Origin of the sequence: Lacihabitans sp. LS3-19, assembly GCF_024343575.1 — a bacterium.
Taxonomy (GTDB): domain Bacteria; phylum Bacteroidota; class Bacteroidia; order Cytophagales; family Spirosomataceae; genus Leadbetterella.
Genome location: NZ_RJUA01000002.1, coordinates 89,477 through 113,546 on the forward strand (window position 1 = coordinate 89,477; position 24,070 = coordinate 113,546).

The window sequence follows — 24,070 nt, forward strand, 5'->3', positions numbered from 1 at the left end:
AAACTTTAAATTTTTATTGTTTTGCTCATTTTTTCAGCAATCAATGCTATCTATTTTAGCTTAGATTTGACGTATGAAATTAAAAGACCTAAATACGATTTGGCATGTTGGGAGTAATTATGCCATCCTTAGCTTACCTGTAGTATGTTATTCCGTACAACCACATTGGCGAAATGGTCTTGAACTGGATACGACTAGACATAGATTTCAAGTTAGTTTTAACACATCAGTAGTCTTTAATGAATCTATAGAAGAAGAGTTTTTTACGATTGAAGATGGTCAAAAGGCTTGTGAAAAACATTTAAATAAGCTTTTGGAGCATATTTTGTCTAGATTAGAAAAAGTAGTAGATTTTAATTCTTATGGAAATTTACCTTTGAATAATAATTTCTTAGGCATGGGCTGATGAAGTATTCTTTTTAAAAACAATAAGAGTTCACAATTTGCATTGAGAACTCTTTCTTTTATATATTTTTGAAACCTAAAGACTTAAAATCAAATTATATTTTCTTCTTATTATTTAGAGCAACCGGAGTAAATAAATACCCTTGATGGTTCAGATGGTGTCTGGGGTGTAAGTGCCATTATTTTACCAGTTCCGTCAGTTGATAGATTTAGTTTTTTCTCGTAAGATTTTTCTATTTGCCCAGTTTTAGAATTGGTATTATAATTAGAAACCCTGCTTAAATAATACCCTTTGTCTCCAAATGGGTCTTTATAAACAGGAAATCCTTTATAATTCTCGACAAATTCATCTCCTAAATTTGTTTTTTTGATTTTAGAACTTTCATATTCTTTGTACATTATTTTTTTATTTGGTGCAGAATATATTTCATTCAATAGCAACATATCATTACTGTCGTAGGAATAAGTATTTATTGTTGCGGGCCCTGAAGTACACATAGACTTTATTACCAAACCATGTTTGTTTAAATCATATTGGATATGCGGATTTGATATTTTTACGGCTATCCCTTTTATAAATTCTGTGATAGTTATATTTGACATATATTCTTCTGACATCCTTATTAATTCATTTACATTATTGTATTCATATGTGACGGTTTTTGGTGTAGATAAACGTCTATATTTTTGACTTTTTGAAATCAAAAGCCCATTTTCATATTTGTATTCAATAATGAAAGGATTTGGTGAGTTATTAGCAATTTCAATCAAATACCCGTTATCGTCATATTTATATGTTTCTTTGTAATCAAATTTTACATACTTTTTTTCAATAAGTCTATTCATTGCATCGTAGCGATAAATAATTTCAGTTACGCCATTTTCTTGTTCTTCCATTAATTTGCAATCTCCATTTGTAGTTTTGAGATTTTTAGAATATAACGATTGCATCTCGGTTTTTTTAATTGGAGTGAATTTGTCTGTCGAGAATCCGCTAAGGCTTAAGCCGGTTAATATAAAAATTATTGCTATTTTTTTCATCGATTTTTTTTTAATACATTTTCTTAAATTTCTTATTTACTTCGATCCTGGTTTCCAGCCGTAGTCAAAGTCCGCATAATTGTTATTAAACGTCGTTCTGATTTCTGCTTTAATATTTGCAAAATCTACAGGTGTGGATTTTGCCCTAAGTTTTACTCGAATTCTTCTAATCGGTAAATAATGACTTGCGGGAAATCTTATTATGTAAGATTGAGTATTATTTGATTTTGTTAAACCAAAATCTATAGAGCTGGCATTTACATTGAAAAGTTGTAATGAGGTGCCACTACTGACAGCATATTCGCCTACTATGTCCATTAAGTTTCCATTTTCTAAAAATACATTTTGAGGAAGCGTTAAATCTAACCTGGCTTGTGCATTGGTGAAATTTATTCCGATGTCTTGGTTATTACTTGGGTTTCCTACTACACCTGATCCAAGTTCTATTGTGAAGGCTTGAGAACTGGTACTATTACTTAATGTAGGCATAGGTGCTTTGTATTCTGACCATTTGTAGGAATCCAAAGTTTTAGCGGCATTGTTATATTGAGGTGTTTTAGTATAAGACCTACCGGCATCGTCTTTATAATTGGCACTGAACCCCCAATAATTCCAAGAATAGTGATAGTTGGTTGGTAAATCAAAGTTTGCCATACAATGTTCCACTAAAGATGAAATTTTTATAGTTTTTCCAGCCTCTATTTTTGGAATCAGGACCTTTATGGTTGATTTGTAAATTGTTGGGTCATAATTACAAGCCGCTGAATTTAAAGCATCAGGGTTTGTATATGGGCTAGAAGTAGTACTAATATTGGGAATTGGAAGGTTATTGTTATCTGAAATAACGATATTGTTCAAATTCATTGCAGAATAGTTATTTTGAGGACTTAGGCCAATTGTAACTTCCACATTTCTAGCTGTTACTGTTCCTAGGTTTTCGATAGAAATTTCTCTTGTTGACGAGGTATAGGGAGAGGCTCCACTTGGTACAAAGTCATCTTTAGCAATAGTAAACTGTAAGTTTGGAGGAGGAAGTACTTCCAAATTATATTGCCACAACGCCCCCGTGAAATTTGGATTGTTGTCAAACCCAAGCCCATATCCGTTGAATAAGTATACAGCACTGTCCGTTTTGATATGGTTAAAGGTGGTATAGTGAGAGCCAGGCTGGTTTTCTGAATTTGCTACAAAAGGTTCGTTATTTACTAAAATTGGAGGAGCCCATGTATCAGCAGCTTCAAACCTCTGGTTTTCCCAATGATTATTGTTGAATTTCCATATAGAGCGGTTTACCAACTTCATCCAAGGCAATCCGTCGTTTCCTAGCCAGCACATAGGTTCTCCTTGCCAACCAGGAGAAGTGTTAGAGGGAGCTCCTTCAAGGGTTTTAAGCGTCCATTCATGTGTTTTGGTATTATACATCCATGTATCCCACAATAATTGTCCGCCTGCATGTACCTCTCCATTAAAACCTGCATATAGCCAGAAGTTTGCGTCATTGTCTAACCAATATCCAAAATCGCCTCTGGCTCTTGGGCTGTAAGCAGTTGATGTCTCACCAACGTTATTTGGGTAGACACCACTTGGAGTATTTGGTTGATGTAAAGTATTGCAATCGCCAGTTTCGCATGTCCAAATATTGGAGGAAACATCGAATTTCCACATGTCATTTAAAGGATATGGGGAATTTACACCATCATAATATAAACCTCCAAATATCCAATAATTTCCATCCGCGTCAAACCATCCTCTTGTTCTATATCTAGCTCTTGGCCAGTCTGGCTCTGTTCCACTGTTGTAACTACCAGCTGATGAATGCGTGTTGCTTCCTCCTAACCAAGTCCATTTATCTGTATTAGTATTGTATTTCCAAAGATCATTTCTTCCTGTATGAAAACCTAGGTCTTTTGTGTCTCCTCCAAAAATATAAAAATTGCCATTTTTGTCAATTGAGGAGGCCATTCTGGAGCGATGTCCAGGATGAGAGGTTTGGCTTTCTATACCCAAGTCTGCATATACTGCATTGTAGCCTTTGTTTGCGACAAAAACCCAGTCTTTAGCTTTGATGTCATAATACCACATATCAAATCCGGAATCATTACCTTCTCCACCGTAAATCCAGATTTTGTTATTATAAATTCCAGAGCCACAATGTTCTCTTGAACTTGGCTTGTTTAAGGGATTTATAGTATGAGGAGATGTATAATAGTTGTTAGTAGCTTGACTGTAATTTAAATATCCTCTTAAAAATTCCCATTGGTTTTGTGAGAATACCTTGGTATAGGTTAAGAAAAATAAAATGGCTATTTTTAAATAGTTATTTTTTGTAAAAAACATTCTTTTAAGAATAAGTATTAGAAACATTCACGTTTTCTGGATTTATCCAGTTCTTTAAAAATGAGCTAAAAATATTTTAGCTTATTTTTTTTCATTTATTCATTAGAATAAAAAGCTTTGTTTTGCTTTCTATGAAGCAATCTCACACATCCACAAACTGATTCGGAATTTTTCAAATCACTATCTGTAATTTTCTTTTAAGTACTTTTCTAAAAACTAAAACCTTATTTTAAATTCAGAATCTTTATTTAAAGGTGTCATTTTTTGACAAGGCATCATTTAGTATTTGGAGATATTGATTTTTAAGCTCTCCTTTTCCTCGAACGTTTACGTCCACTCAGCCTAATTTTAAATTTTACCCTAATTGTTTATTTTGCCAAATCTTGCAGAGATAATAAAGTAATCCATTGTATGGATCACACGAAAATTCTGAGTTAATTATGCTAAATATTTTATCCAATCAATCAAGTCCTATTATCTTTTGGTTAATTGAAACCTCCAAACTTTATTTTTTATAATTTTATGATAAGAAAAGATATTTATTGAGTTGATTGTAAAGATTCACATTTCATGCCAAACTGAACCGTTAAATAAAAACTTAATAGGAAATTCTAGGCTTTGCAATTACACCGTTGAATAGTATTATTTTCAAAAACATGCTTTCTGATGCATTTGGGGTAGTTTTTTTATTTTAATTGATAACACACATTAGAAAGGTTAAATTGGCCTTTAATGAAATTTTAAGGTAATTTTAATTTTATGATAGCAATTCTATTGGAAGGGATAGTTTTATTTTGATTGGGAAATCCAATTACTGGAAATTGTGAAATAGAATAGGGATTTTAAATATTCAAGATTTTCTAAAACAGTATATGTAGATTAGGAAAACTGATTGAAAAATAATAAAGCCGATTCATTTCTGAACCGGCTTCGAGCCTCTTATCGGAATCGATCTAGTTCAATGGCCTATTGATTAAAAATTTGCCAACAAAAAAGCCGATTCATTTCTGAACCGGCTTGGAGCCTCTTATCGGGATCGAACCAATGACCTACTGATTACAAATCAGTTGCTCTACCAGCTGAGCTAAAGAGGCCTATATTTTAATTAAGTTTTGCTTTCTAAATGATTGCTCTTTCTTAATTGTGGTGCAAAACTAAAGCGAAATATTACACTACGCAAATATTTTTTTACTTTTTTTTGAAAAAAAATCTAATCGTTTGATTATCAAAATGTTTGTTTTTGAACCCAACGATTAGATTTTAAAATATCAATGTGCAGCGTTGATCAAACGCAATTTATCTTGCAAGTCTTTTAATTCTTTTTCTGCTTTTACTACTTTCTTCATGTACTCTTCTTTTAGTTTTTCAGCATTCTTTGAATGCCCAAAAAACTCCATGTTGTTTCTAGTAAGTGTAATTTCCTCTTCTAGAGACTTCATTTTTCTTCTGATTTCATTCTCTTGTTTATCAAGATTTCTTGAGTTACCGCCAGATTTGAAGACCACTTCTGCTTCATTTTGTAGCATTAGTTTATCTTTCTCAGTTTTGTCAAGTCCTGAAGAAGTTTTTACGAAGTCATTTATAGCCTTTATAAACCTTGTCTGAATGTTTTGCATATCTTTACGAGGCACAAATCCAATTGCCGCAAAGTCTTTCTTATAATCAGACAGTTTACTAAGTTCTGACGAACCACTTTTGGCTAGTTTTTCAAGTTCATCACAAATGGCAACCTTTTTGGCCAAATTTGCTTCAAATTCTGCATCTTGGGTTTTCGTTTCGCTACGTTTTAAGTCAAAATATTGATCACAAGCTGCTTTGAATCTGTTGTAAAGACTGTCTTTGTATTTTTCAGGTACATGGCCAATAGTCTTCCACTTTTTCTGAAGTTCAATTATTTTATTGGTATTTGGAGCCGAATGGTCTCCCGAAGCCAATATTTCATCAGCAGCTATACAAAGTTCTTCTTTCCCTTTATAGTTGGACTCTCTCTTGGCTTCTAGTTTCGCAAAAAACTCACTTTTGTTTTTGAAAAACTGTTTTAGTGAATGCCAAAAGTCTTTGCTTAATTCTTTACCCTTATCACGAGGCATTGCACCTTTTATAGCATTCCACTGGTCTTGGATTTCCATCACCTCTTTGGTTTTTGCATTCCATTCGTTGATACTATCACTTTGGAATTCCAAATAAGGCTTTAGATTTAACAATATTTGATTTTTAGCATTGAAAATTTCCTCATTTAATGACGAGTTTTCTTTGGCTAATTCTCTTTTCTTTTCGTAAATGACATCAAAGGCTGATTTCAGACGTGACCAAAGTGCTTCTTGCTCTTCGCGAGGACCAGGCCCAATTTGTTTATATTCTAGTAGTAATTCGTTAGCTTTTTTGAGAACAATATTTGTAAGTTGATCTTCTTTAAGCGATTCTGCTATGGCTTCTATTTTTATTACTACGCCTTCTTTATGTATAAGGTTTTTCTTTCTGTCTAAATCTTTAAGTTCGTTTTGGATACTTCTAATGTCAAAGTATCTGTCTATCAATGCATTGTATGCAGACCAAAGAGTTCCGTTGTGAGGAGAATTTACATTTCCTGCATTTTTCCATTCAGTTTGCAGTTTTTTAAACGCCTCCCAATTATTTTTGGATTCTCCTTTTTCTTCTGTTTCTACTATTTCTCTAAGGGTTTGAAGTAATCTTGTTTTTATTTCAAAATAGTCTTCTTTTTCTCTTTCAAGTTTCTGAAAAAACTCATGTCTTTTTTCCCGAACTCTAATCAAAATTCCCTCAAAACGAATAGAATTGCTATCGTTTTTGAATTCAAAACCTTCATCAGAACCATTTTGTTCTATGTATTCTTTTTTTGCAACTGACTTTTCCTCAATCGATATTTCATCAAAAGCTGTTCTAATTACTTTTAGGACATTATCAATGTTTTTTACATCAGACACCGTCAAGCTTCTTGACTCCATTGAATCTAGCATTTTGTCAGCTAAATCAACATAATCTTTCTTTGAATAATTAGTGAAGTCTTCATCAAATTGAGGTATAGCTACCTCATCTTCCATCTCCTCTATTTCTTCGATGTCAGAACTTTCAGGATTAATTTCTTCCTTTTTGATTTCGGTCATTTTTTCTTCCGTTAAATTTTCAGAACTTTGAGTGGTCTCAGTTGGTTCTATTACTTCGGGAGATTCCATGGCGGTATTTTCTGGTTGTAAATCAGTTGTTTCCGAAACTAAATTTTCGGCATTGATATCATCAATGTTGTTGGTCGGTTCGATACTAGGTTCAATCATCAAAATTCTTTTGTATACTTGTATTAGACGCAAATTTAATAATAATACGGATAAAAATTAAAAAAGGTTAATAAATCATGGATAAATCTAAAATAGCTAATCTCCGCAATAACTACATGTTAAACGAACTTTTGGAAAATAATGTTTCCCAAAATCCGATTAATCAGTTTACAGAATGGTTTAATGATGCTATAAATGCTGAAATGAAAGAAGCCAACGCGATGGTTTTGAGTACTGTAAGTGATGGGAAACCTAAAGCAAGAGTGGTTTTATTAAAAGGGTTTGATGAAAATGGTTTTGTTTTTTTTACCAATTACAATAGCCATAAAGGGGCAGAACTTGAGGGGAATAATTTTGCGGCTTTAACATTCTTTTGGGATGTGTTAGAACGTCAAGTTCGGGTTGAAGGAGAAATAAGTAAATTAAGTGAGGAGGATTCATGTGAATATTTTTGGTCAAGGCCAAGAGCATCGCAAATAGGAGCGTGGGTGAGTCATCAGAGCGAGACTATTGTGGGAAGAGAAACTTTGGACGAAAAATTGGAATTTTATAATCATAAATTTGAGTCAGAAGATATCGTTCCAAAGCCACCGCATTGGGGTGGATATGTTTTAAAACCAGAAAGCATAGAGTTTTGGCAAGGTAGACCAAATCGACTTCACGACCGGATTTTGTATAGTTTAGAAAACGAAAATTGGAGAATTGAGCGATTAAGTCCTTGATTTTTTCAGAAAACATTACCAACGCCAGGCTTAAAAATACTTGGCGTTTTTTAATTGTTCACCCAAGGTTTTTGAAAGGATGCTCTCTTTGCTAGGTTTTTTATTAACTTTCCATTCAAATCTTTCAAGTTTCATGTCCTCCAAAATGATCTCTTTTGGAGGGATAAGGGTAGATTCTGGTTTCCCCCTGAATACTATAGATTTTATTTTTTTCTTATTAAAGTAGAATTGCATGCTTGAGCACTGCACCGTGTTTAAGCCTATTATTTTGTTTTGGTCATCCAATGCAAAATACTTTGATTCGCCGTTACCTTCTACTTTAATGGTTTTTAGTTCTGATTTTTCATCAAAAAAAGCGTAAATAACTCTGCCTTTAATTTGGTTGAAATTCTTTACCGTATCTACTTCAATCACAAAACTATTCTGAAGGAGCTCCATTAGTTTTAATCGATTGTTTTTAAGTGTAATTATTATAGTATCAGCTTCCAATTGGTTTTCTTGGTTCCAGATGATGGGCTTACTAAAAAAATGTATCAATGAATCTTTTAAATCATAAACCAAAGAATCACTCAAACTTTGAAAATCTGTTCGGAAAACTTCAACATTTCCGTCGGCGATAATTTTTTCTATGTCTGCCCGTTTTGGGGCTGAAGTTAAGGAGTCTGTCTTTGCCTGTGAAGAATCCGATTTTGCAATTAGTATTTCAGTTTTTGGAGGAGTAATTAGTGTATCTGCAGGAATTGGTACCTTCAGCCTTTTCTTAATTTTTGATGGTATATTTTGAACATTTCCTTCTTTTTCAACTGTGTTTTTTAATCCGACAGGAATTTTTGAATTAGGTTTGGGATTAATTTTTTGCTTTAAATCTACCTCACTTTGCAAACTATCTATTGGGTTTGAAATACTTAAACTGTCAACTGAGATATTAATCGTTGAATCAATGGCAATAGAATCTGGTTTCTGGTTTTTGTTTTTTTCGAAAACCCAAAGTGTGTCAGATGCGATCAATAGCGTATCGTTTTTAGCTACTCTTTGACTTATTGTATTTCCAATAATTTTTGTTAGTCCTATTTCTCCAGTTCTTATTCCTTTATTTCCTACTACTATAAGGCTATCTTTAAACGAAACAAAAACCACATTTCCTTTTGCTGTTCCTGAGCTTTTTATATTATCAAAATTTAGGGTGTCACCTTCGAGCGAATAATCTACATTGCTGACTTTTGCCCTTCCTTCAAATGCCGAAACTTTGGTTTTGATATTGTATTTTCCTTTGTAAGCGGACAAATCGCCGTTTTTACTTTTTATTGTGGTGTAGGTTTTAAATATTGCCTGTTTAGAATAGGTGTCATAATCTAAAGAGTCTGTACATAAAACATAATTCGGATTGATGATTTCTACATCTCCTATATATCTAAAATACTTGGTTTTGGTATTGTAATAACCTTCTTTACTGCTCAGTTTACTCGAATCCTGTTGGATTGCCCCAGGCACAGGATAGTAGGCTTGGTCACGATTCAAATCATAGAAGATTTTAGTAGTTCGTAAGGTTACTTTTTTATCTCTTAAAATTACCTGTTTTCCGTATACTCTGGCAAACCTTGTGTTTCCGTCATAAAGTAAAGTATCGCCGACAATCGTGAGTGTATCTCCTTGATTTATAATGATTTTACCGTAAGCTTCTATGAAATTGGAAGACTGATTATGAATTGCTTTATCACAGCCAAGTTTTACGCCTCTGTGTAAAAATATTACGTTTCCGAGGAAGGTTTGGGTTCGAGAAATGCTATTTTCACCAACCAAACTATCAGCTCTAATCAATTCAATTCTGCTTTTTAATCCATTGTCTTGTATAGGATTGAGTGGTTTTTGTGCTTGTATTTCAGTGAAATTAAAAAATAATCCCCAACTGATTATACACAGAATTAGGCTCTTATTTTTCAAAGAAAAGGCGGTTTTACAATTCATTCGGCAAAATTAACGTATTTTTGTTAATGATTATTCGGAATATTAATGCTTGAAGATTTTTTAAAGTTTATTAACAACCACCAGCTTTGCAAAGCTACTGATAAGGTTTTAGTGGCCGTGAGTGGAGGCAAAGATTCCATGGCATTGTTGCATTTATTTATCGAGGCAAAATTTAATATTTCGGTTGCTCACTTTAATTTCGGATTACGTGGAGCGGCTTCTGATGGTGACGAAGAATTTGTGAGAGATTTTTGTGCTACACTTAAAGTTCCATTTTTTTCAACAAAAACAGATACTAAAAAGAAAACAAAAGAGTTAGGCGTTTCCACACAAATGGCCGCCAGGGAATTGCGTTATACATGGTTTCGAGAGTTGATTGATCGTGAAAACTTTAATTATTTAGCCACTGCTCATAACCTAAATGATAAAATTGAGACACTACTATTGAATATAGCCAAAGGTACTGGTCCTAAAGGATTGAAGTCTATTCCTTTGAAAAATGATCAAATCATACGTCCTTTAATGTTTGCCAATGTTAGTCAAATATTTGAATATATTGAAACAAAACAGATAAAATGGCGAGAGGATTCTTCAAACCAAACAGTTGATTATCAAAGGAATAAAATTAGACATCAAGTTATTCCTGTTTTATCAGAAATAAATCCAGGACTAAGCGAAACAGCCAAAGTCAATTTCAGAAGGTTTGATGCATTGAATGAAATTTTTGAAGAAAAGTTGGAAGCGTTTAAGGCAGAAATAGAATTTGGTGAAATAATAAAAATTTATCCAGCGAATTGGAAAGGTACAGCTGGTTTTTCTTTGATTTTAGAAGAGTTTTTGAAACCTTATGGATTTAATTTTCAGGATGTTAATGATTTTTTAAAAATTGAGGATATCGGGAAAAAGGTAATTTCGGCAAGCCACACGCTTTCATTTGGAAGAAATGAATGGTTTTTAGAGAAAACGAATTTCTCAAAAAATGAAATTTTGACTTTCGATAAGCCAGGAAATTATGAGATTGGAGATAAATTAATAAAAATAGAAGAAACGAAAGATTTTCCAAACATCATGGAGATCCGGAATTCAGAGCACGCTTTTTTAGATTTCGATAAAATTCGATGGCCATTAAGTTTTAGGAACTGGGAGCAAGGCGACAGATTTCAGCCATATGGCATGAAAGGGAAAAAGCTGGTTTCTGATTTTTTAATTGACATAAAAATGGATGCTCCTCTTAAAAAAACGCAAAAGGTATTGAGCGATAAAGAAGGTGTGCTTTGGCTAGTTGGATTAAGGATAGATGATAGAGTAAAGCTCCAATCTGATACTAAGAACATCCTTAAGGTAAGTTTTTGTGATATTTAATGTATTTATATACAGTGTTTTATTCTTTATTTAGTTATTTAAGACAGGATTTTGGCACGGCATTTGATTTACTTATACAAACGTAAAGTTTTTTAAGCGTTTCCTAGTAAAATTAAATAACGTGTCAGATGTGTTCCATTAAAAAAATACAAAAGGTCTTATTCCTAGCATTTGCCTTTTCAAGCTTTTTTGCTAAAGCTCAGTTGAGCAGACTAAAAGCTGCCAATGCAGAATTTGAGAGAATGTCTTATCCCCAAGCAGTTCGAAATTACGAAACTTTTCTAAGAGGAAATAGCGGAAAAGCGGAAGACAAAAAAGAAGCTATGGAGAAGTTAGCTTTTTGTTATAGAAAACTGCAGGACACCAAAAACGCCGAAAGGACTTACAAAGAACTTTTCGAAAACTACGAAACTACTCTTGACAGCGATCAATATTTATATTACGCTCAGGCATTAGCCACCAACGGAAAGTACCGTGAATCACAAAAAATGTACAGCCGATATGGCGAGCAGCAAAAAGAGGATCTAAGAGGAAGAAAGTTTACTGTGGCTTACATGGACAACTCTGCTTTCTACAAAGATTCTGCTTTATATAACGTTGACTTTTTATATCCGATCAACTCAAGATATTCGGATTTTAGCCCGATGTATTATGAAAACGGACTTGTTTTTGTTTCGGCTCGTAACGAAGGAAACGGCATAAAGAGAGTTTTTAATCAAAATGAAACGCCTTTTCTAGATCTGTTTATGTTTTCGGATACGGCTTCGCTAAAACAAGAGACAAAAAAGGTTAAAGAATTGGCTCAAGCGAGCTTAGGCTCAAGTGGAAAATCTTTAAAGCCAAATAAAAATCAGTCAAATAATAATTTTGAGAATATAGAAGAACCTGAGATAGACGAATTTAGCAAGACTATTAATTCTAAATATCATGAAGGTCCAGTTACGTTTTTTAAAGATTATAAAAAGATAATATTTACTAGAAACAATTATTACAAAGGTCGTGCTCGCAAAAGCGACAAAGGAGTAAACATGTTAAAACTTTATTCTGCAACCAAAAAGGGAAACAAATGGGGCGATATAAAAGAATTGCCCTTTAACTCGGACGATTACTCGACAGGTCATCCAGCTTTGGATCCTGAAAACCGAAAAATGTATTTTGTGTCTGATATGCCTGGTGGATTTGGTGGTACGGATATTTATATGGTAGACTACCGTGATGGCAATTGGGGTGCTCCGGTAAATTTGGGAAGAGAAGTTAATACGGAAGGCAATGAGATGTTCCCTTTTGTTGACGAAGTTGGAAATTTTTATTTCGCATCAGACGGTCACGCAGGTTTAGGCGGCTTAGATATGTTCTATGTGGAATTTAGAAACGGAACGCCTTATGGAGAAGTTCAAAATTTAGGTGCACCTATCAACTCTACCAAAGACGATTTTGGATATATTTCAGACGGAGAGCGTTCGCATGGATATTTTAGTTCGAACAGAAGAAAAGGATATTCTGATGACGATATTTATTCGTTTACCAAAGGTTGTAATCAACTCAACTTAGTGGTTTATGATGCCGTTACGCGACTACCTTTAGCAGATACGGAATTAAGAATGGTTAAGAATGGTGTGAACAAACAAAGGTACATTACTAACTCCTCAGGCTACACCTCAGCATGTATTGAAGCTGGGTCAGACTTCGAATTTAAGGCTTTAAAAGAAGGTTATGAGGCAGCAACAATTACTTATGGTACAATGTCTCAATCGCTATCAAAACAGCAGCAATTGAAACTCTATTTAGAGCCTTCTAAAAGACCACTTGTTCGTGGTAGGATTGTGTCTGAAGTAGACCAACGCCCGATTGCTGGAGCTACAGTAACGCTTGAAAATGAGAGAGATGGAAGTACAGAAGTGGTTATAACGGGAGTAGATGGTAGATATGCGTTTCAACCTGACAGAGACGGTAGATATTCAGTAACGGCTGTGAAAGATAATTATGCTACAAACACCGAAAGTTTAGGGAAAATTAAGAATTCTAAGAAAAATTTTGCCATCGAACAAGACTTTGGCATGATTGGTGAAGGTGATATATTTAGAATCGAAAATATCTATTATGATTTGGATAAATCAGAGATTAGAGCAGATGCTAAAAAGGAAATAGATAACAAGGTTTTGCCAATTTTGAAAAAATATCCTGACATCTCTATCGAGCTTAGATCTCATACAGATAGCAGAGCAAGTGATGAATACAACATGCGATTATCACAAGCAAGAGCAAAATCAGTAGTTGATTATTTGTTGAAAAAAGGAATTAGTCCAAATAGGTTGGTAGCCAAAGGATACGGTGAAACAGAGCTTGTAAATGATTGTGATGATCAGACAAAATGCTCAGAAAGCGACCACCAACAAAACAGAAGGACAGAGTTCAAAGTATTGGCCGTAAAGGAATACTTGGGAGCTAGAGAATAGAATTAAGATTTAGTTTTTTTTCATAGTTTAGGGTTAAGGTTTATTGCGAAAAGCATTGCCGAATTGAGTGATGCTTTTTTTTAATCTCCGAAAAAAAACTTAAAAAGAAATATAAAAGTACTAGCGTTTTTAAGCTCGGTACTGATTTTAAAGATATACCGCAAGGTAGTTTTTTTTCATAGTTTAAGGTTAAGGTTTATTATAGAAAAGCATCGACGATTTGAGCGATGCTTTTTTTTCCAAACTTTAAAAAATGAATTTCAAAAAAGATAAAAAATAAGTACTCAAAATGAAGTACTCAAAATAAAAGAAATACCGCAAGGTTTAATTTTTCATAGTTTAAGGTTAAGGTTTATTATAGAAAAGCATCGACAAATTGAGCGATGCTTTTTTTTTGATTTATTGAATCTAAGAATTCTTTTTTAGTCGAATCTTACGATTAATAAAAGATTGAAATTTTCATTAAAAAAATAAAGTACATTTTAGGTGAAATTGAAATAATCAAAATCCCAATTTTTTTTTAAATTGCATCTTTCTAACTTACCTAAAACTATTCAATCTATGAAAATCTTTGTACCCATCTTATTCCTTTTTATCGGAATCACTTCTTTTATTTCCTACAATAATTCGCCTTATGAAAAATCTGAGGCAATAATCAAAGATACATTGATGAATGACCGAGAAAAATATTTAACATTTTTAAAAGATTCTCTCAAAGGGAAAGAAACTTTGCCCGCCGATTCGGTTTTTAAAAATATCCAAACTTTAAAAGGAAAATCAACGGAACAGGTGCTTAGCATTATGAACAATTGGGGGCATGCATTAGGTGTATCATGTAAGTTTTGTCATGAAGTCAACAATTGGGCTTCCGAAAAAAGCCGTAATCATTTACGTACCAGAGAAATGGTAATAATGAATGATGCACTAAATAAAGATCTTCTGGCAAACATGAAAGGTTTTAGACAGCCAATAACCATGGGGTGCATTTCCTGCCACAACGAAATGAAAGAACCAACGCACGACGGACCTAGACCACAGCGAGCAAGACCACGTCCAGAAGGCGGGGCACAAAAACCTGGAGGCTCAAATAATTGATGATTGGTTTTGATTGAGATTCTTTGATTCTTTAATTTACACAGATATTTAAAAATGGAATGATTTCATAATCATTCCATTTCTTTTTGTGATGCTTTTTGCTTCCTACCTTTTCTATCTTTAATTTTGTTAAAATCATTTCTCAATAAATGCTAACAAGCCTTTTAATCAAAAACTACGCTCTAATCAAACATCTGGAAATCAAGCCAGAGCCTGGTTTAAACATTATTACGGGTGAAACTGGAGCGGGAAAGTCTATTATGCTAGGGGCTATGGGCTTGCTGATGGGTAATCGTGCGGACACAAAGGCATTGTTTGACGAAACAGAAAAGTGTATTGTTGAAGGAGTTTTTAATATTTCAGCTTTAAATCTTCAAAGCTTTTTTGAAGAAAACGAATTAGATTTTGAACAAAACTGCGTGATTCGTAGAGAAATAGCAACTTCTGGAAAATCTCGAGCATTTGTAAATGATACGCCAGTTACATTGGAAGTCCTGAAAAACTTAGGCGTGTTTTTGATGGATATTCATTCGCAGCACGATACTTTGCTTTTAAATACCAATGCTTATCAATTAGCACTTTTAGACGCTTTTGCATCCAATCAAAGTTTAATCGATACTTATACTGAAAGTTTTCAAAAATTTAAAAAATCAGAAAAAGCATATCAGGCTTTGCTTTTAAATGCCGAAAGTCTAAAGAAAGAGTTTGATTATAATAAATTCCTTTTGGACGAACTTATTGCTGCATCTTTAGTAGGAGAGGAGCAGGCAGAGTTAGAAGAAGAATTGAATATTTTAGAGAATGCCGAGGAGGTCAAAAGAAAATTAGGGTTTGCCTTTGAATATTTGAATAATTCTGAGTTTTCTGTTTTGGGATTGTTAAAAGACGCCAATGTGGCTTTGGGAAGTATTGTCAATATTTCTGAAAAATATTCAGCGATTAAAGAAAGAATAAATAGTAGTTTAATTGAACTTCAAGATGTTTCTCATGAAATAGAGTCTGAAAACTCGAAAGTAGAAACTGATGACGAAAAAGTGATTTTCCTGAAAGATAAATTGAATGCAATTTATAGGCTTCAGCAAAAACATAGTGTAAAATCCATTGAAGAGTTAATTGGGATAAGGAATGACTTACAAGAAAAAGTAGATAAGGTTGTAAATCTTGATGAAGAATTGTTGGTTTTGAGCTCAACTAAAGATAAACTTTTATCTGAAACACAAAAGCAAGCTAAACTACTTTCAAGCAGTAGACAAGCTGTTTTGAAACCTTTAGCAGATAAAATTCAAGGGCTTTTGGCAGATTTAGGCATGCCAGATGCTATACTTTCAGTAAAAATAAAAGAAAAAACCTTGGCCATAGACGGAATGGATGATTTAGTGTTTGAGTTTTCGGCAAACAAAGGATCTACGCCTAAGCCATTAAAAGAGGTAGCTTCTGGTGGAGAGTTTTCTAGAGTAATGTTGAGTTTGAAATATGTTTTGGCTGAGAAAAAGGCTTTGCCAACTATAATTTTTGACGAAATAGATACTGGGATTTCTGGTGAAGTAGCCATTAAAGTGGGTAAAATGTTGACTGAAATGTCTTCTAAATTGCAAGTGATAGCTATAACGCATTTGCACCAAATAGCTGGTAAAGGCCAAACGCATTTTTATGTTTATAAAGACAACTCCGACGTAAAAACCGTAAGTTTGATGAAGAAACTAAATGCAGATGAAAGGATAGTAGAAGTGGCTAAAATGATAGGCGGACAGAACCCTTCAGAAAGTGCAATAAGAAGTGCAATAGAAATGTTAGAAAACAATAATTAATTATAAATATGAAATACTCGAGTTTGTTATTTGCGTTTATTTTTAGCCTTTTGATGGCTTGTGATAATAAAACTGATGGTCAAATTGAAGAATTGAATGCTGTTTTGATGAAAGGCCATGATGAAGTTATGCCTAAAACGATGGCGATTGCTGATATTAAAAAAGATTTGATGGAAGCAGCAGCAAAAGGAACTGAAACTGATAAAGAATCTGCTTTACAGATATCTACAAATTTGCAAAAAGCGGAAGATGATATGTATGAATGGATGAAAAACTTTGGTGTTGCGATGAATGATGTAAAAGACAAAAATGAAAAGTTGAAGTTATATAGTGAACTAGAAACAGAAGTTAAAAAATTAACATTAGATACCGAAAATTCCATTGCTTCAGCCAAGAAGTTCATTGAAGAACACAAATAATATGAGAAAGCTATTAGGGTTTAGTATTATTGGTTTCATGGCTCTCGTGATCTTCTCCTGTGGAGATTCTGATCGTAAATTACCATATATAGGAGAGCGAGAAGTTGATGCCAAAGGAGATACCGTCTACCATTCTATTCCAGATTTTAAGTTTATTAACCAAGATGGGGATACTATTACTCAGGAATTTTTCAAAAATAAAATCTATATTACTGATTTCTTTTTTACTTCCTGTCCCACCATTTGTCCAGTAATGAAAACCCAAATGCTTAGGGTTTATGAAAAATTCAAGGACAACCCTGGTTTGGCAATTTTATCTCATACCATTGATCCTCGTCATGATTCCGTTTCGGTTTTGAAATCTTATAAAAAAAGATTGGGAATAGACTCAGAGCAGTGGCAGTTTGTAACTGGTGAGCAAGAAAAGATTTATGAAATAGCCCAAAAGTCTTATATGGTATCTGCTATGGAAGACAAAGAGGCTATAGATGATGGTGGTTTTGTGCATAGTGGGGCGTTTGTTTTGGTTGATAAAAACCGAAATATTAGAGGAGTGTATGATGGTACAAAAGAGAAAGAAGTAAATAAACTTATCAAAGACATTGAATTATTACTTAAGAAATAGCCTATTGTTTTTAGGTGTTTGTTTGGCTTCCTGTGCAAGTCCTGAACAAGTCAAATATGAGCAGTATGTAATAAGTGGAGGCGAGCTTTACCAAACACACTGCTCCAATTGCCACAGTAAAGAAGGAGAAGGCCTAAGGAATCTTTACCCGCCTATTCGTCAAATAGATTTTTTGAAAAATGTTTCCTTGGTTACATGTTCTATCAAGAACGGATTATCAGGCCCAATGGAGATAAATGGTAAAATGTACAATCAAAAAATGCCTGCCAATAAAAATCTTTATAATCTAGACATTGCTCAAATCATCACCTTTATGAATGATAAATGGGGGCAAACAAAAAAGCTTGTAGATACCGAAGAAGTGGCGAAAGTGGTTTGTGAGTGATTCTCAATCTTGCCCAGTAGTATCCACAATAGTTCTTAGCGAATCTACCATAAATGTTCCTTTGGGCTTTCTGAGCGAGTATTTTGAGAAATCTTCAGAGGCTTCCATGCCGCCAGATGCAGTGATGGATTCTCTAGGTGTTTTTATAGTTACCTTTTTGTCAGTAAATATCTTTTTAGTCACAGGATTCCAAAATAACTCCTCTGTAGATAAGCTTTGCTGTAAAAGTCGGTTGTTGAAAAACACGTTTCCTTGAATGATATAAAGATTCTTTTCTTTTGAGTATTGTCCCGAATCTCCTCTTAACATCGAATATTCTACCCCATTTTTATCAAGAAAATTCACATAAACAGCCTTGGGGTAAAGCTCGTTTTCGTTTTTGAACTTCATTTGCTTGGCAGTAGACATTTTTACTTTTACTCTACCAGAGTCACTGTAAGTTATAGAAAGGTTGTCTGTTGAAAGAATCGGCCCCATGTATTCTATAAATTCTTTTTTGTCTTTTTCTTCTTCACAACTCCATAATGCTGGAGATGCTATTATCAACAAAAAACAAAAAATGCCTAGCTTTTTCATAATTAGTCAATACGTGGTTTGTTAAACCAGCTGCTTAATAATGAGAAGTTTACAGATATTTTAGTGTAGTTTTCTTGGATAAGATTGTTGGTGTTTAATCCTCTACGGCCAAAAGATAATGCAACGTCAACATAACTTGGATTTCCAAAACCCATAGGTACTGATAAACCTAAACTAAAACTTCTGTCCTTGATTTTAGTATTATTAATATAGTATGGTGTGTCTATTTGTTTGTATCCCATTCTATAAAACACTTGGTTGAAGTATTTACTAGATGAGGCATTTGGTAACCATTCCATTCCAAAATTCATCACTTTAGAGTCTACCAAAACACTTTTAGCTAAGGGGTCAAAGTTTGTGGTGCCTGACCACTTTGTACTGCCATATTCAGCCGCAAAAACCCAATGATAATTACTTTCTAAACTTACACCAACTTTATAACTGCTAGGTAGTTGCGTGCTAATGCTATAATTGGCCAATGTGTCAGGGTTTTGAATATAAACTGGACCATTTCCTGCTTCACCCAAAACACTGAAAACGCGAAGTGCATCACCTTTTAAGGTTCCGCCTAATTGATAAACACCACCAACATTCAAATTCCATTTTTTATTTAACTTTATCTGATAAGTTAAACCAGTTTTTGCAGTTAAACCATGCATGCTGAATCTTCCAGAGTTTCTAAAATATTCTGAAGAGCCTGCTATTGAAGAGGTAGTATCCCTTTGTATATTTCCAAAATTTGCTTGGCCTTCTACACCCCAAAACAGTCCCTTAGCTAAAATAAACGAGTTTGTAAAAGCAACTCGGGATATTCCTCCTATACTTCTATTTTCAACAATATTTGATTCATTTGACCCAACAAAATCCTTCTCTATAGTCGTTAATTGGTCTGCTACAGAGTAAGGTCTCATACTTACACCCATCGCCCATTTTGGTTTTACGGGAAAAACCATTGTTAGATTGCTAAGGTTTAAACCGAAATCATCTTGAATTTTATTGCCTTGATTGAGCGTTTTGTACCCGCCTTTCAAACCAATATTGAAGGCTACATATTTATTCAAACCAATGGTACGGTTTTTAACCAACATAGCGGGGTTGATGTGGTTAACATAGAAGCTATTGGCAAACGAAACTCCAGTTCCGCCCATCATATCTTGTGCTGCTGCTGATTCTTCGGTTATTTCACCTATTCCAAATCCATTATAGGGACTGTTTCCTTGGCCTTGTGACCATGCCAAATGAGTAAAGCTTGTGCAAACTATTAGTAAAAAGTATCTAAATTTTATTGACATTATATTGTAAAATTCTGTTTAAGCCTTCTAAGACCAAATTTGGAGCTGCAAAGGTCGGATATTTTATCTTACTTTCAAAGTAAGGGGCATCTCCTCCACAAATTAAGATGGTAATTTTAAGCTTTTTTATATATTCTTCAATGATTCCGTTTATTTCGGCCACTATTCCGTTCATCACACCGCTTTCCATGCAGCTATTTGTGGAGTTTCCTACAAGGTCAGGAATAATAGTCGAATCCAATAACGGTAAATTTTTAGTAAAAGTATGCAGTGCTTTGAATCTCATAGCTCGTCCTGGAGAAATGATTCCTCCTTTGAAGGTATTATCTGCCAAAACTAAATCGTATTTTATGGCTGTTCCGATATCTATTATTAGGCAATTGTCTTCAGGAAAATAGAATTTTGCCCCAGCAGCGGCTGCCATTCTATCGTATCCCAAGGTTTCGGGGGTGCCGTAGCCGTTTATAATTGGGAAAGGCGTGTTTTTGTCAAGAAAAACAGTGTTTTTAAAAGAAGAAAATGCCATGAGTATTTCTTCTTTCGGTAATGTGACTGAAGATATTATTATATTTTGAACATTATTTGCTTTTAAAATTTCCAATACTTCTTGGGTAGAAATTACACGAATGAGTTCTACTAATTGGTCATTTTCAAAAAGCCCAATTTTAATTCTTGTATTTCCAAAATCTATACTTGCATTCATAAAAAAATAAAGCCGTTCTATTTAGTAGAACGGCTTTGCAATTTAATTAAAATATTTATTTTTAAGCAGCTTTTGCTTTTTTCTGCCAGAAGAACAATACAGTAAAGGCTACGATTAAAACTAACGGAAATGTTACCATTGTACCTAAGGTGGCTTGACCAGCGGCCAATTCTAAAGCGTCGCCTGTTAAACCTTCAGCAGCTTTAGTTGCATTATTGTTATCAATCCATTTTCCTATAATTGGCTGAAATATTGCTGTTGAAAACATTCCAATTCCACCAATTACAGACATGCCAAATGCACCACTTAAAGGCACTTTTTCTGCTATAAACCCAACCATGTTTGGCCAGAATAAAGCTACACCAAGAGCAAAAAAGATAGCTGCAACGTAAGCCATGCTTCCGGTTTGTGTACTAAATAAGTAAATTCCTATTGTAGCAAATACAGCAGAACCCAATAAAACCCCAGTTTGGTCGAACTTCGCAACAATTGGCCCAGCAAAGAACCTAATCACCGCCATTAGTCCAGTAACCAATGCTAAAATTAACATAGGGCTAGCACCACTTTTACTCATGATAAGTCCAGTCCATTGTTGTGGGCCAAACTCGGTAATTGCAGTTATCGCCATACAACAGAACATAAATATAAATAAAGGAGTAAACATTGCTTTTAAGTTTTCTCCAATAGAGGTTACACCCGCTACTTTTGGCTTAGGGAATTCTTGTCCCCAGAATAAATATGCATAAATCAATGTAGGTATCAAAATTACCCAGATTTGTGATTGCCAGCTCATGCCACTATCTGTCATGAATTTAGAAACCAAGCTTCCAATTACTATACCTCCTGGAAACCACATGTGGAACCTGTTAAGCATTTTGCTCATTGTAGCTCCTTGATAAGTATCAGCAATCATTGGATTACAAGCCGCTTCTGTACAGCCATTACCTATTCCTATTAGAAAAGTAGAAACCAATAATCCAGTATATCCGCCTAAAACTTGAGGGTAAATAGTTAATAAAATACCAGCAGCATGACATGCGAAAGCAATCAACATAATTTTTTTTGGTCCAAAAGTATGGTAAACCAATCCGCCAATAATCATGGCAACTGGAAAGCCAACAAACCACATAGAGTTAATAAAGCCTAATTGTTCGGCTGTGAGATTAAATTCTGTTCCTAATTGTGGAAGAATACCTGCTCGAATACTAAATGAAAAAGCGGTCGTAATTAATGCGAAGCAACTGCCTAGAAACAGCCTTTTGTCGTTTACCATGTCTTTAAAATTTAAGGGTTGATATTTATAATTTCGTAAATCTACATTTTTTTTTGATTTTCCTAAACAAATAATTGTAGAAAAAACACTTCAATATTTTTGTGGATTTCCTAAAATGTTCAAAATAAGGCAAAAAAAAACACCGAACATATTTTTCTGTTCGGTGTAATTAAAGATCTTAATGGATTTTAAGCGAAAATAGAATAAATACCATAGCCAATAAAATACAAAGGAACTATCCAAAACAACACACTTATTGTCGCCCAAAAAAGGAAACTTGTTTTATTTTCTTGCCCTTCAGGTCTTGTGAGGGTTTTTGTCAATTCTTCAATAGAAAGTGGCAATAACTCATTTAGTGGCTTTCCTACCGTTCCTGCATTGTACATGGTTTTTCCTTTTTGAAACCATTTATATGATTCTTTGGTGTAAAACATTACGCCTACACCCATGGACCAAATCGTCAAAATCATGGGAAACCAAAGGTTCATCCAGCCGCCTGCACCAATTTCCCAACTGCCTGTGGAGCTTTCGCCTTTCCAGGAAATGTCATTTCCAGTTACAACATGGGATATGTCATGGAGATATAAGTTTTCACTTCTTGAGGCCAGGTTTGGCATAGGAATATAAATAAAGCCAAATTTGAACCAAATAATTTTTTTTTCAGCACCACCATCATTACCGAGTTCTTCTTTTTCGTAGAATTTACTTATTGCATCTATTGCTGTCATGTTTTTTTGTTTTTTTTGAATACTATCTCAAAAAATATACCAAAAATCATTTTATAATATTAGTAGCCAATATTTTATCGTTGTTTTTTGTCATAATTTCTTATGGATTTTTTGGGTAAATTTTCCAATTAATTAGAAATTTGAATTTTAACTTTATTAAAAGGATACTTCTTAATGGTTTTTTAATATCAAAGTGGTTTCAACTCAATTTTGAGCAAGTCTAAAATTATATTTTCTTTCGAGTGGAATTTGATTTGCTCTTAATGATATTTATTCATTTTTTCTCTTATTTAATTTTTTCCAATGCCATATTTTTCATAAAATTGCAGATGTTTTTTTTCAACCTAAATAATAAAAATGTCTAGAAAAATAAGGATGGGGATGATAGGCGGTAGCCTTGAGGCATTCATTGGGGCAGTGCATAGAAGAGGAGCCGCATTGGATGGAGAAATAGAATTGGTTTGTGGGGCGTTCAGCTCAAATCCAGAAAAATCAAAAGCTACAGGTGAAGCTCTTTATTTAGACCCGAAAAGAGTTTATGGTTCTTTTGAGGAAATGATTTTAACTGAAAAAAATCTTCCAGAAGATGTTAGGATGGACTTTGTTTCTATAGTTACACCTAATCATGTGCATTTTGAAGCAGCTAAATTTGCCATTGAAAATGGATTTCATGTGGTTTTAGATAAGCCTCTGACATTAAATATGGGAGAAGCGAAAGCTTTAAAGCCAATTGTTGAAAATTCTGGATTGTTGTTTGCTCTCACGCACAATTATACCGCATATCCAATGGTAAAAGAAGCTCGGGCAATTGTAAAATCTGGAGCAATCGGAAAGGTTCGAAAAGTAATTGTAGAATATCCTCAGGGTTGGTTATCACAATTGGTGGAGGCAACTGGCCAAAAACAAGCCGCTTGGCGTACTGATCCTGCAAGATGTGGTGCTGCGGGTGGAGTTGGGGACATTGGTACGCATGCCGAAAACCTTGCTGAGTATATAACAGGATTGAAAATTACTGAATTGTGTGCTGACTTGACTATTTTTGTAGAAGGTCGTCAGCTAGACGATGATGCCAATATTTTACTACGTTTTGACAATGGAGCTAAGGGCGTTCTGCACAATAGTCAGATTTGTAATGGTGAAGAGAATGATTTAAATATCAGAGTTTATGGAGAATTTGGCGGGCTAAAATGGCGTCAAATGGAACCAAACACTTTGGAATTAACCAACCAAGAAAATGGTTCTCGAATAATCAGAACAGGCGTGGGCAACCTTTCAAAACATGCTCAGGCACATACTCGTCAGCCTGCAGGTCATCCAGAAGGATATGTGGAAACATTTGCAAATATTTATAGAAACTTTGCATTTGCATTGAGAGCAAGACTGGGCTCTGAAAGTAGGGCAGTGGCAGCTGGGAATTTAGGTGGCACACAAGACGATGCCGCTGCATATATTCCTGAAATTCATGATTTTCCAGGAATTGATGATGGATTGAGAGGTATGGCTTTCATAAATACCGTGGTTAAGTCAAATGCCTCAGAAGAGAAATGGACCAAGTTTGAAATCTAATTTAATTGTTGAAATAATA

At 34.2% G+C, this 24,070-nt stretch carries 19 protein-coding genes and 1 tRNA gene; 10 read left to right on the forward strand and 10 right to left on the reverse strand.

Annotated elements, in window-relative coordinates; genetic code table 11:
- Window positions 1-73: 73 nt before the first annotated feature.
- Entirely contained in the window at window positions 74-406 is a 333-nt protein-coding gene (locus EGI22_RS02800) for a hypothetical protein (protein ID WP_255066221.1), read from the forward strand.
- Between the two features lie 110 nt (window positions 407-516).
- Here EGI22_RS02800 and EGI22_RS02805 read toward each other — a convergent pair whose 3' ends face one another.
- The 4 genes from EGI22_RS02805 to EGI22_RS02820 form a co-directional block, all read right to left on the reverse strand.
- Window positions 517-1,446: a hypothetical protein gene (locus EGI22_RS02805; RefSeq protein WP_255066222.1), complete on the reverse strand. Its 930-nt coding sequence runs from the start codon at window positions 1,444-1,446 to the stop codon at window positions 517-519.
- 36 nt (window positions 1,447-1,482) lie between these two features.
- Window positions 1,483-3,783, reverse strand: coding sequence for a kelch repeat-containing protein (locus EGI22_RS02810; RefSeq protein ID WP_255066223.1), 2,301 nt, complete (start codon window positions 3,781-3,783; stop codon window positions 1,483-1,485).
- A gap of 1,018 nt (window positions 3,784-4,801) precedes the next feature.
- Window positions 4,802-4,877 (reverse strand) — tRNA-Thr (locus tag EGI22_RS02815).
- Window positions 4,878-5,051: 174 nt separating this feature from the next.
- Window positions 5,052-7,076: a DUF349 domain-containing protein gene (locus tag EGI22_RS02820; protein WP_255066224.1), complete on the reverse strand. Its 2,025-nt coding sequence runs from the start codon at window positions 7,074-7,076 to the stop codon at window positions 5,052-5,054.
- Between the two features lie 77 nt (window positions 7,077-7,153).
- On the opposite strand from EGI22_RS02820, the gene pdxH reads away from it, so the two are divergent.
- Window positions 7,154-7,798, forward strand: a complete 645-nt coding sequence (pdxH, locus tag EGI22_RS02825; protein WP_255066225.1) for a pyridoxamine 5'-phosphate oxidase — start codon at window positions 7,154-7,156, stop codon at window positions 7,796-7,798.
- Window positions 7,799-7,828: 30 nt separating this feature from the next.
- Here pdxH and EGI22_RS02830 read toward each other — a convergent pair whose 3' ends face one another.
- On the reverse strand, window positions 7,829-9,739 hold the full coding sequence (locus EGI22_RS02830) for an OstA-like protein (protein ID WP_255066226.1): 1,911 nt from the start codon (window positions 9,737-9,739) through the stop codon (window positions 7,829-7,831).
- Window positions 9,740-9,808: 69 nt separating this feature from the next.
- Here EGI22_RS02830 and tilS point away from each other — a divergent pair, with 69 nt between their 5' ends.
- The 7 genes from tilS to EGI22_RS02865 all read left to right on the forward strand — a co-directional run bounded on the left by tilS (window position 9,809) and on the right by EGI22_RS02865 (window position 17,913).
- A complete protein-coding gene (gene tilS / locus EGI22_RS02835) occupies window positions 9,809-11,125 on the forward strand; it encodes a tRNA lysidine(34) synthetase TilS (RefSeq protein WP_255066233.1) in 1,317 nt (438 codons plus the stop codon).
- A gap of 128 nt (window positions 11,126-11,253) precedes the next feature.
- The gene (locus EGI22_RS02840) at window positions 11,254-13,581 is read left to right on the forward strand and encodes an OmpA family protein (protein WP_255066235.1); all 2,328 of its coding nucleotides are present in this window, start codon (window positions 11,254-11,256) and stop codon (window positions 13,579-13,581) included.
- Window positions 13,582-14,142: 561 nt separating this feature from the next.
- Window positions 14,143-14,676: a photosynthetic reaction center cytochrome c subunit family protein gene (locus EGI22_RS02845; RefSeq protein ID WP_255066236.1), complete on the forward strand. Its 534-nt coding sequence runs from the start codon at window positions 14,143-14,145 to the stop codon at window positions 14,674-14,676.
- 149 nt (window positions 14,677-14,825) lie between these two features.
- On the forward strand, window positions 14,826-16,484 hold the full coding sequence (recN, locus tag EGI22_RS02850) for a DNA repair protein RecN (protein WP_255066237.1): 1,659 nt from the start codon (window positions 14,826-14,828) through the stop codon (window positions 16,482-16,484).
- 8 nt (window positions 16,485-16,492) lie between these two features.
- Window positions 16,493-16,903, forward strand: coding sequence for a hypothetical protein (locus EGI22_RS02855; RefSeq protein WP_255066238.1), 411 nt, complete (start codon window positions 16,493-16,495; stop codon window positions 16,901-16,903).
- A 1-nt stretch (window position 16,904) separates the two neighbouring features.
- A complete protein-coding gene (locus EGI22_RS02860; protein WP_255066240.1) occupies window positions 16,905-17,528 on the forward strand; it encodes an SCO family protein in 624 nt (207 codons plus the stop codon).
- Window positions 17,506-17,913: a cytochrome c gene (locus tag EGI22_RS02865; protein WP_255066242.1), complete on the forward strand. Its 408-nt coding sequence runs from the start codon at window positions 17,506-17,508 to the stop codon at window positions 17,911-17,913. Before EGI22_RS02860 ends, EGI22_RS02865 begins: the two co-directional genes overlap by 23 nt.
- A gap of 3 nt (window positions 17,914-17,916) precedes the next feature.
- Here EGI22_RS02865 and lptC read toward each other — a convergent pair whose 3' ends face one another.
- From lptC to EGI22_RS02890, 5 genes are all read right to left on the reverse strand, one after another.
- Entirely contained in the window at window positions 17,917-18,489 is a 573-nt protein-coding gene (lptC, locus tag EGI22_RS02870; protein ID WP_255066243.1) for an LPS export ABC transporter periplasmic protein LptC, read from the reverse strand.
- A 2-nt stretch (window positions 18,490-18,491) separates the two neighbouring features.
- The gene (locus tag EGI22_RS02875; protein ID WP_255066244.1) at window positions 18,492-19,781 is read right to left on the reverse strand and encodes a hypothetical protein; all 1,290 of its coding nucleotides are present in this window, start codon (window positions 19,779-19,781) and stop codon (window positions 18,492-18,494) included.
- Window positions 19,765-20,484, reverse strand: coding sequence for a type III pantothenate kinase (locus tag EGI22_RS02880; RefSeq protein ID WP_255066247.1), 720 nt, complete (start codon window positions 20,482-20,484; stop codon window positions 19,765-19,767). The genes EGI22_RS02875 and EGI22_RS02880 overlap by 17 nt, the downstream gene beginning before the upstream one ends.
- Before the next feature lie 61 nt (window positions 20,485-20,545).
- The gene (locus EGI22_RS02885) at window positions 20,546-21,757 is read right to left on the reverse strand and encodes a sugar MFS transporter (protein WP_255066248.1); all 1,212 of its coding nucleotides are present in this window, start codon (window positions 21,755-21,757) and stop codon (window positions 20,546-20,548) included.
- A gap of 188 nt (window positions 21,758-21,945) precedes the next feature.
- On the reverse strand, window positions 21,946-22,485 hold the full coding sequence (locus tag EGI22_RS02890) for a hypothetical protein (RefSeq protein WP_255066250.1): 540 nt from the start codon (window positions 22,483-22,485) through the stop codon (window positions 21,946-21,948).
- A 375-nt stretch (window positions 22,486-22,860) separates the two neighbouring features.
- Between EGI22_RS02890 and EGI22_RS02895 the strand changes: the two genes are divergently transcribed.
- Window positions 22,861-24,051 carry a Gfo/Idh/MocA family protein gene (locus EGI22_RS02895; RefSeq protein ID WP_369010863.1) on the forward strand — a complete coding sequence of 397 codons (1,191 nt, stop codon included), beginning with the start codon at window positions 22,861-22,863 and terminating at the stop codon, window positions 24,049-24,051.
- The last annotated feature ends 19 nt before the right edge of the window (window positions 24,052-24,070 follow it).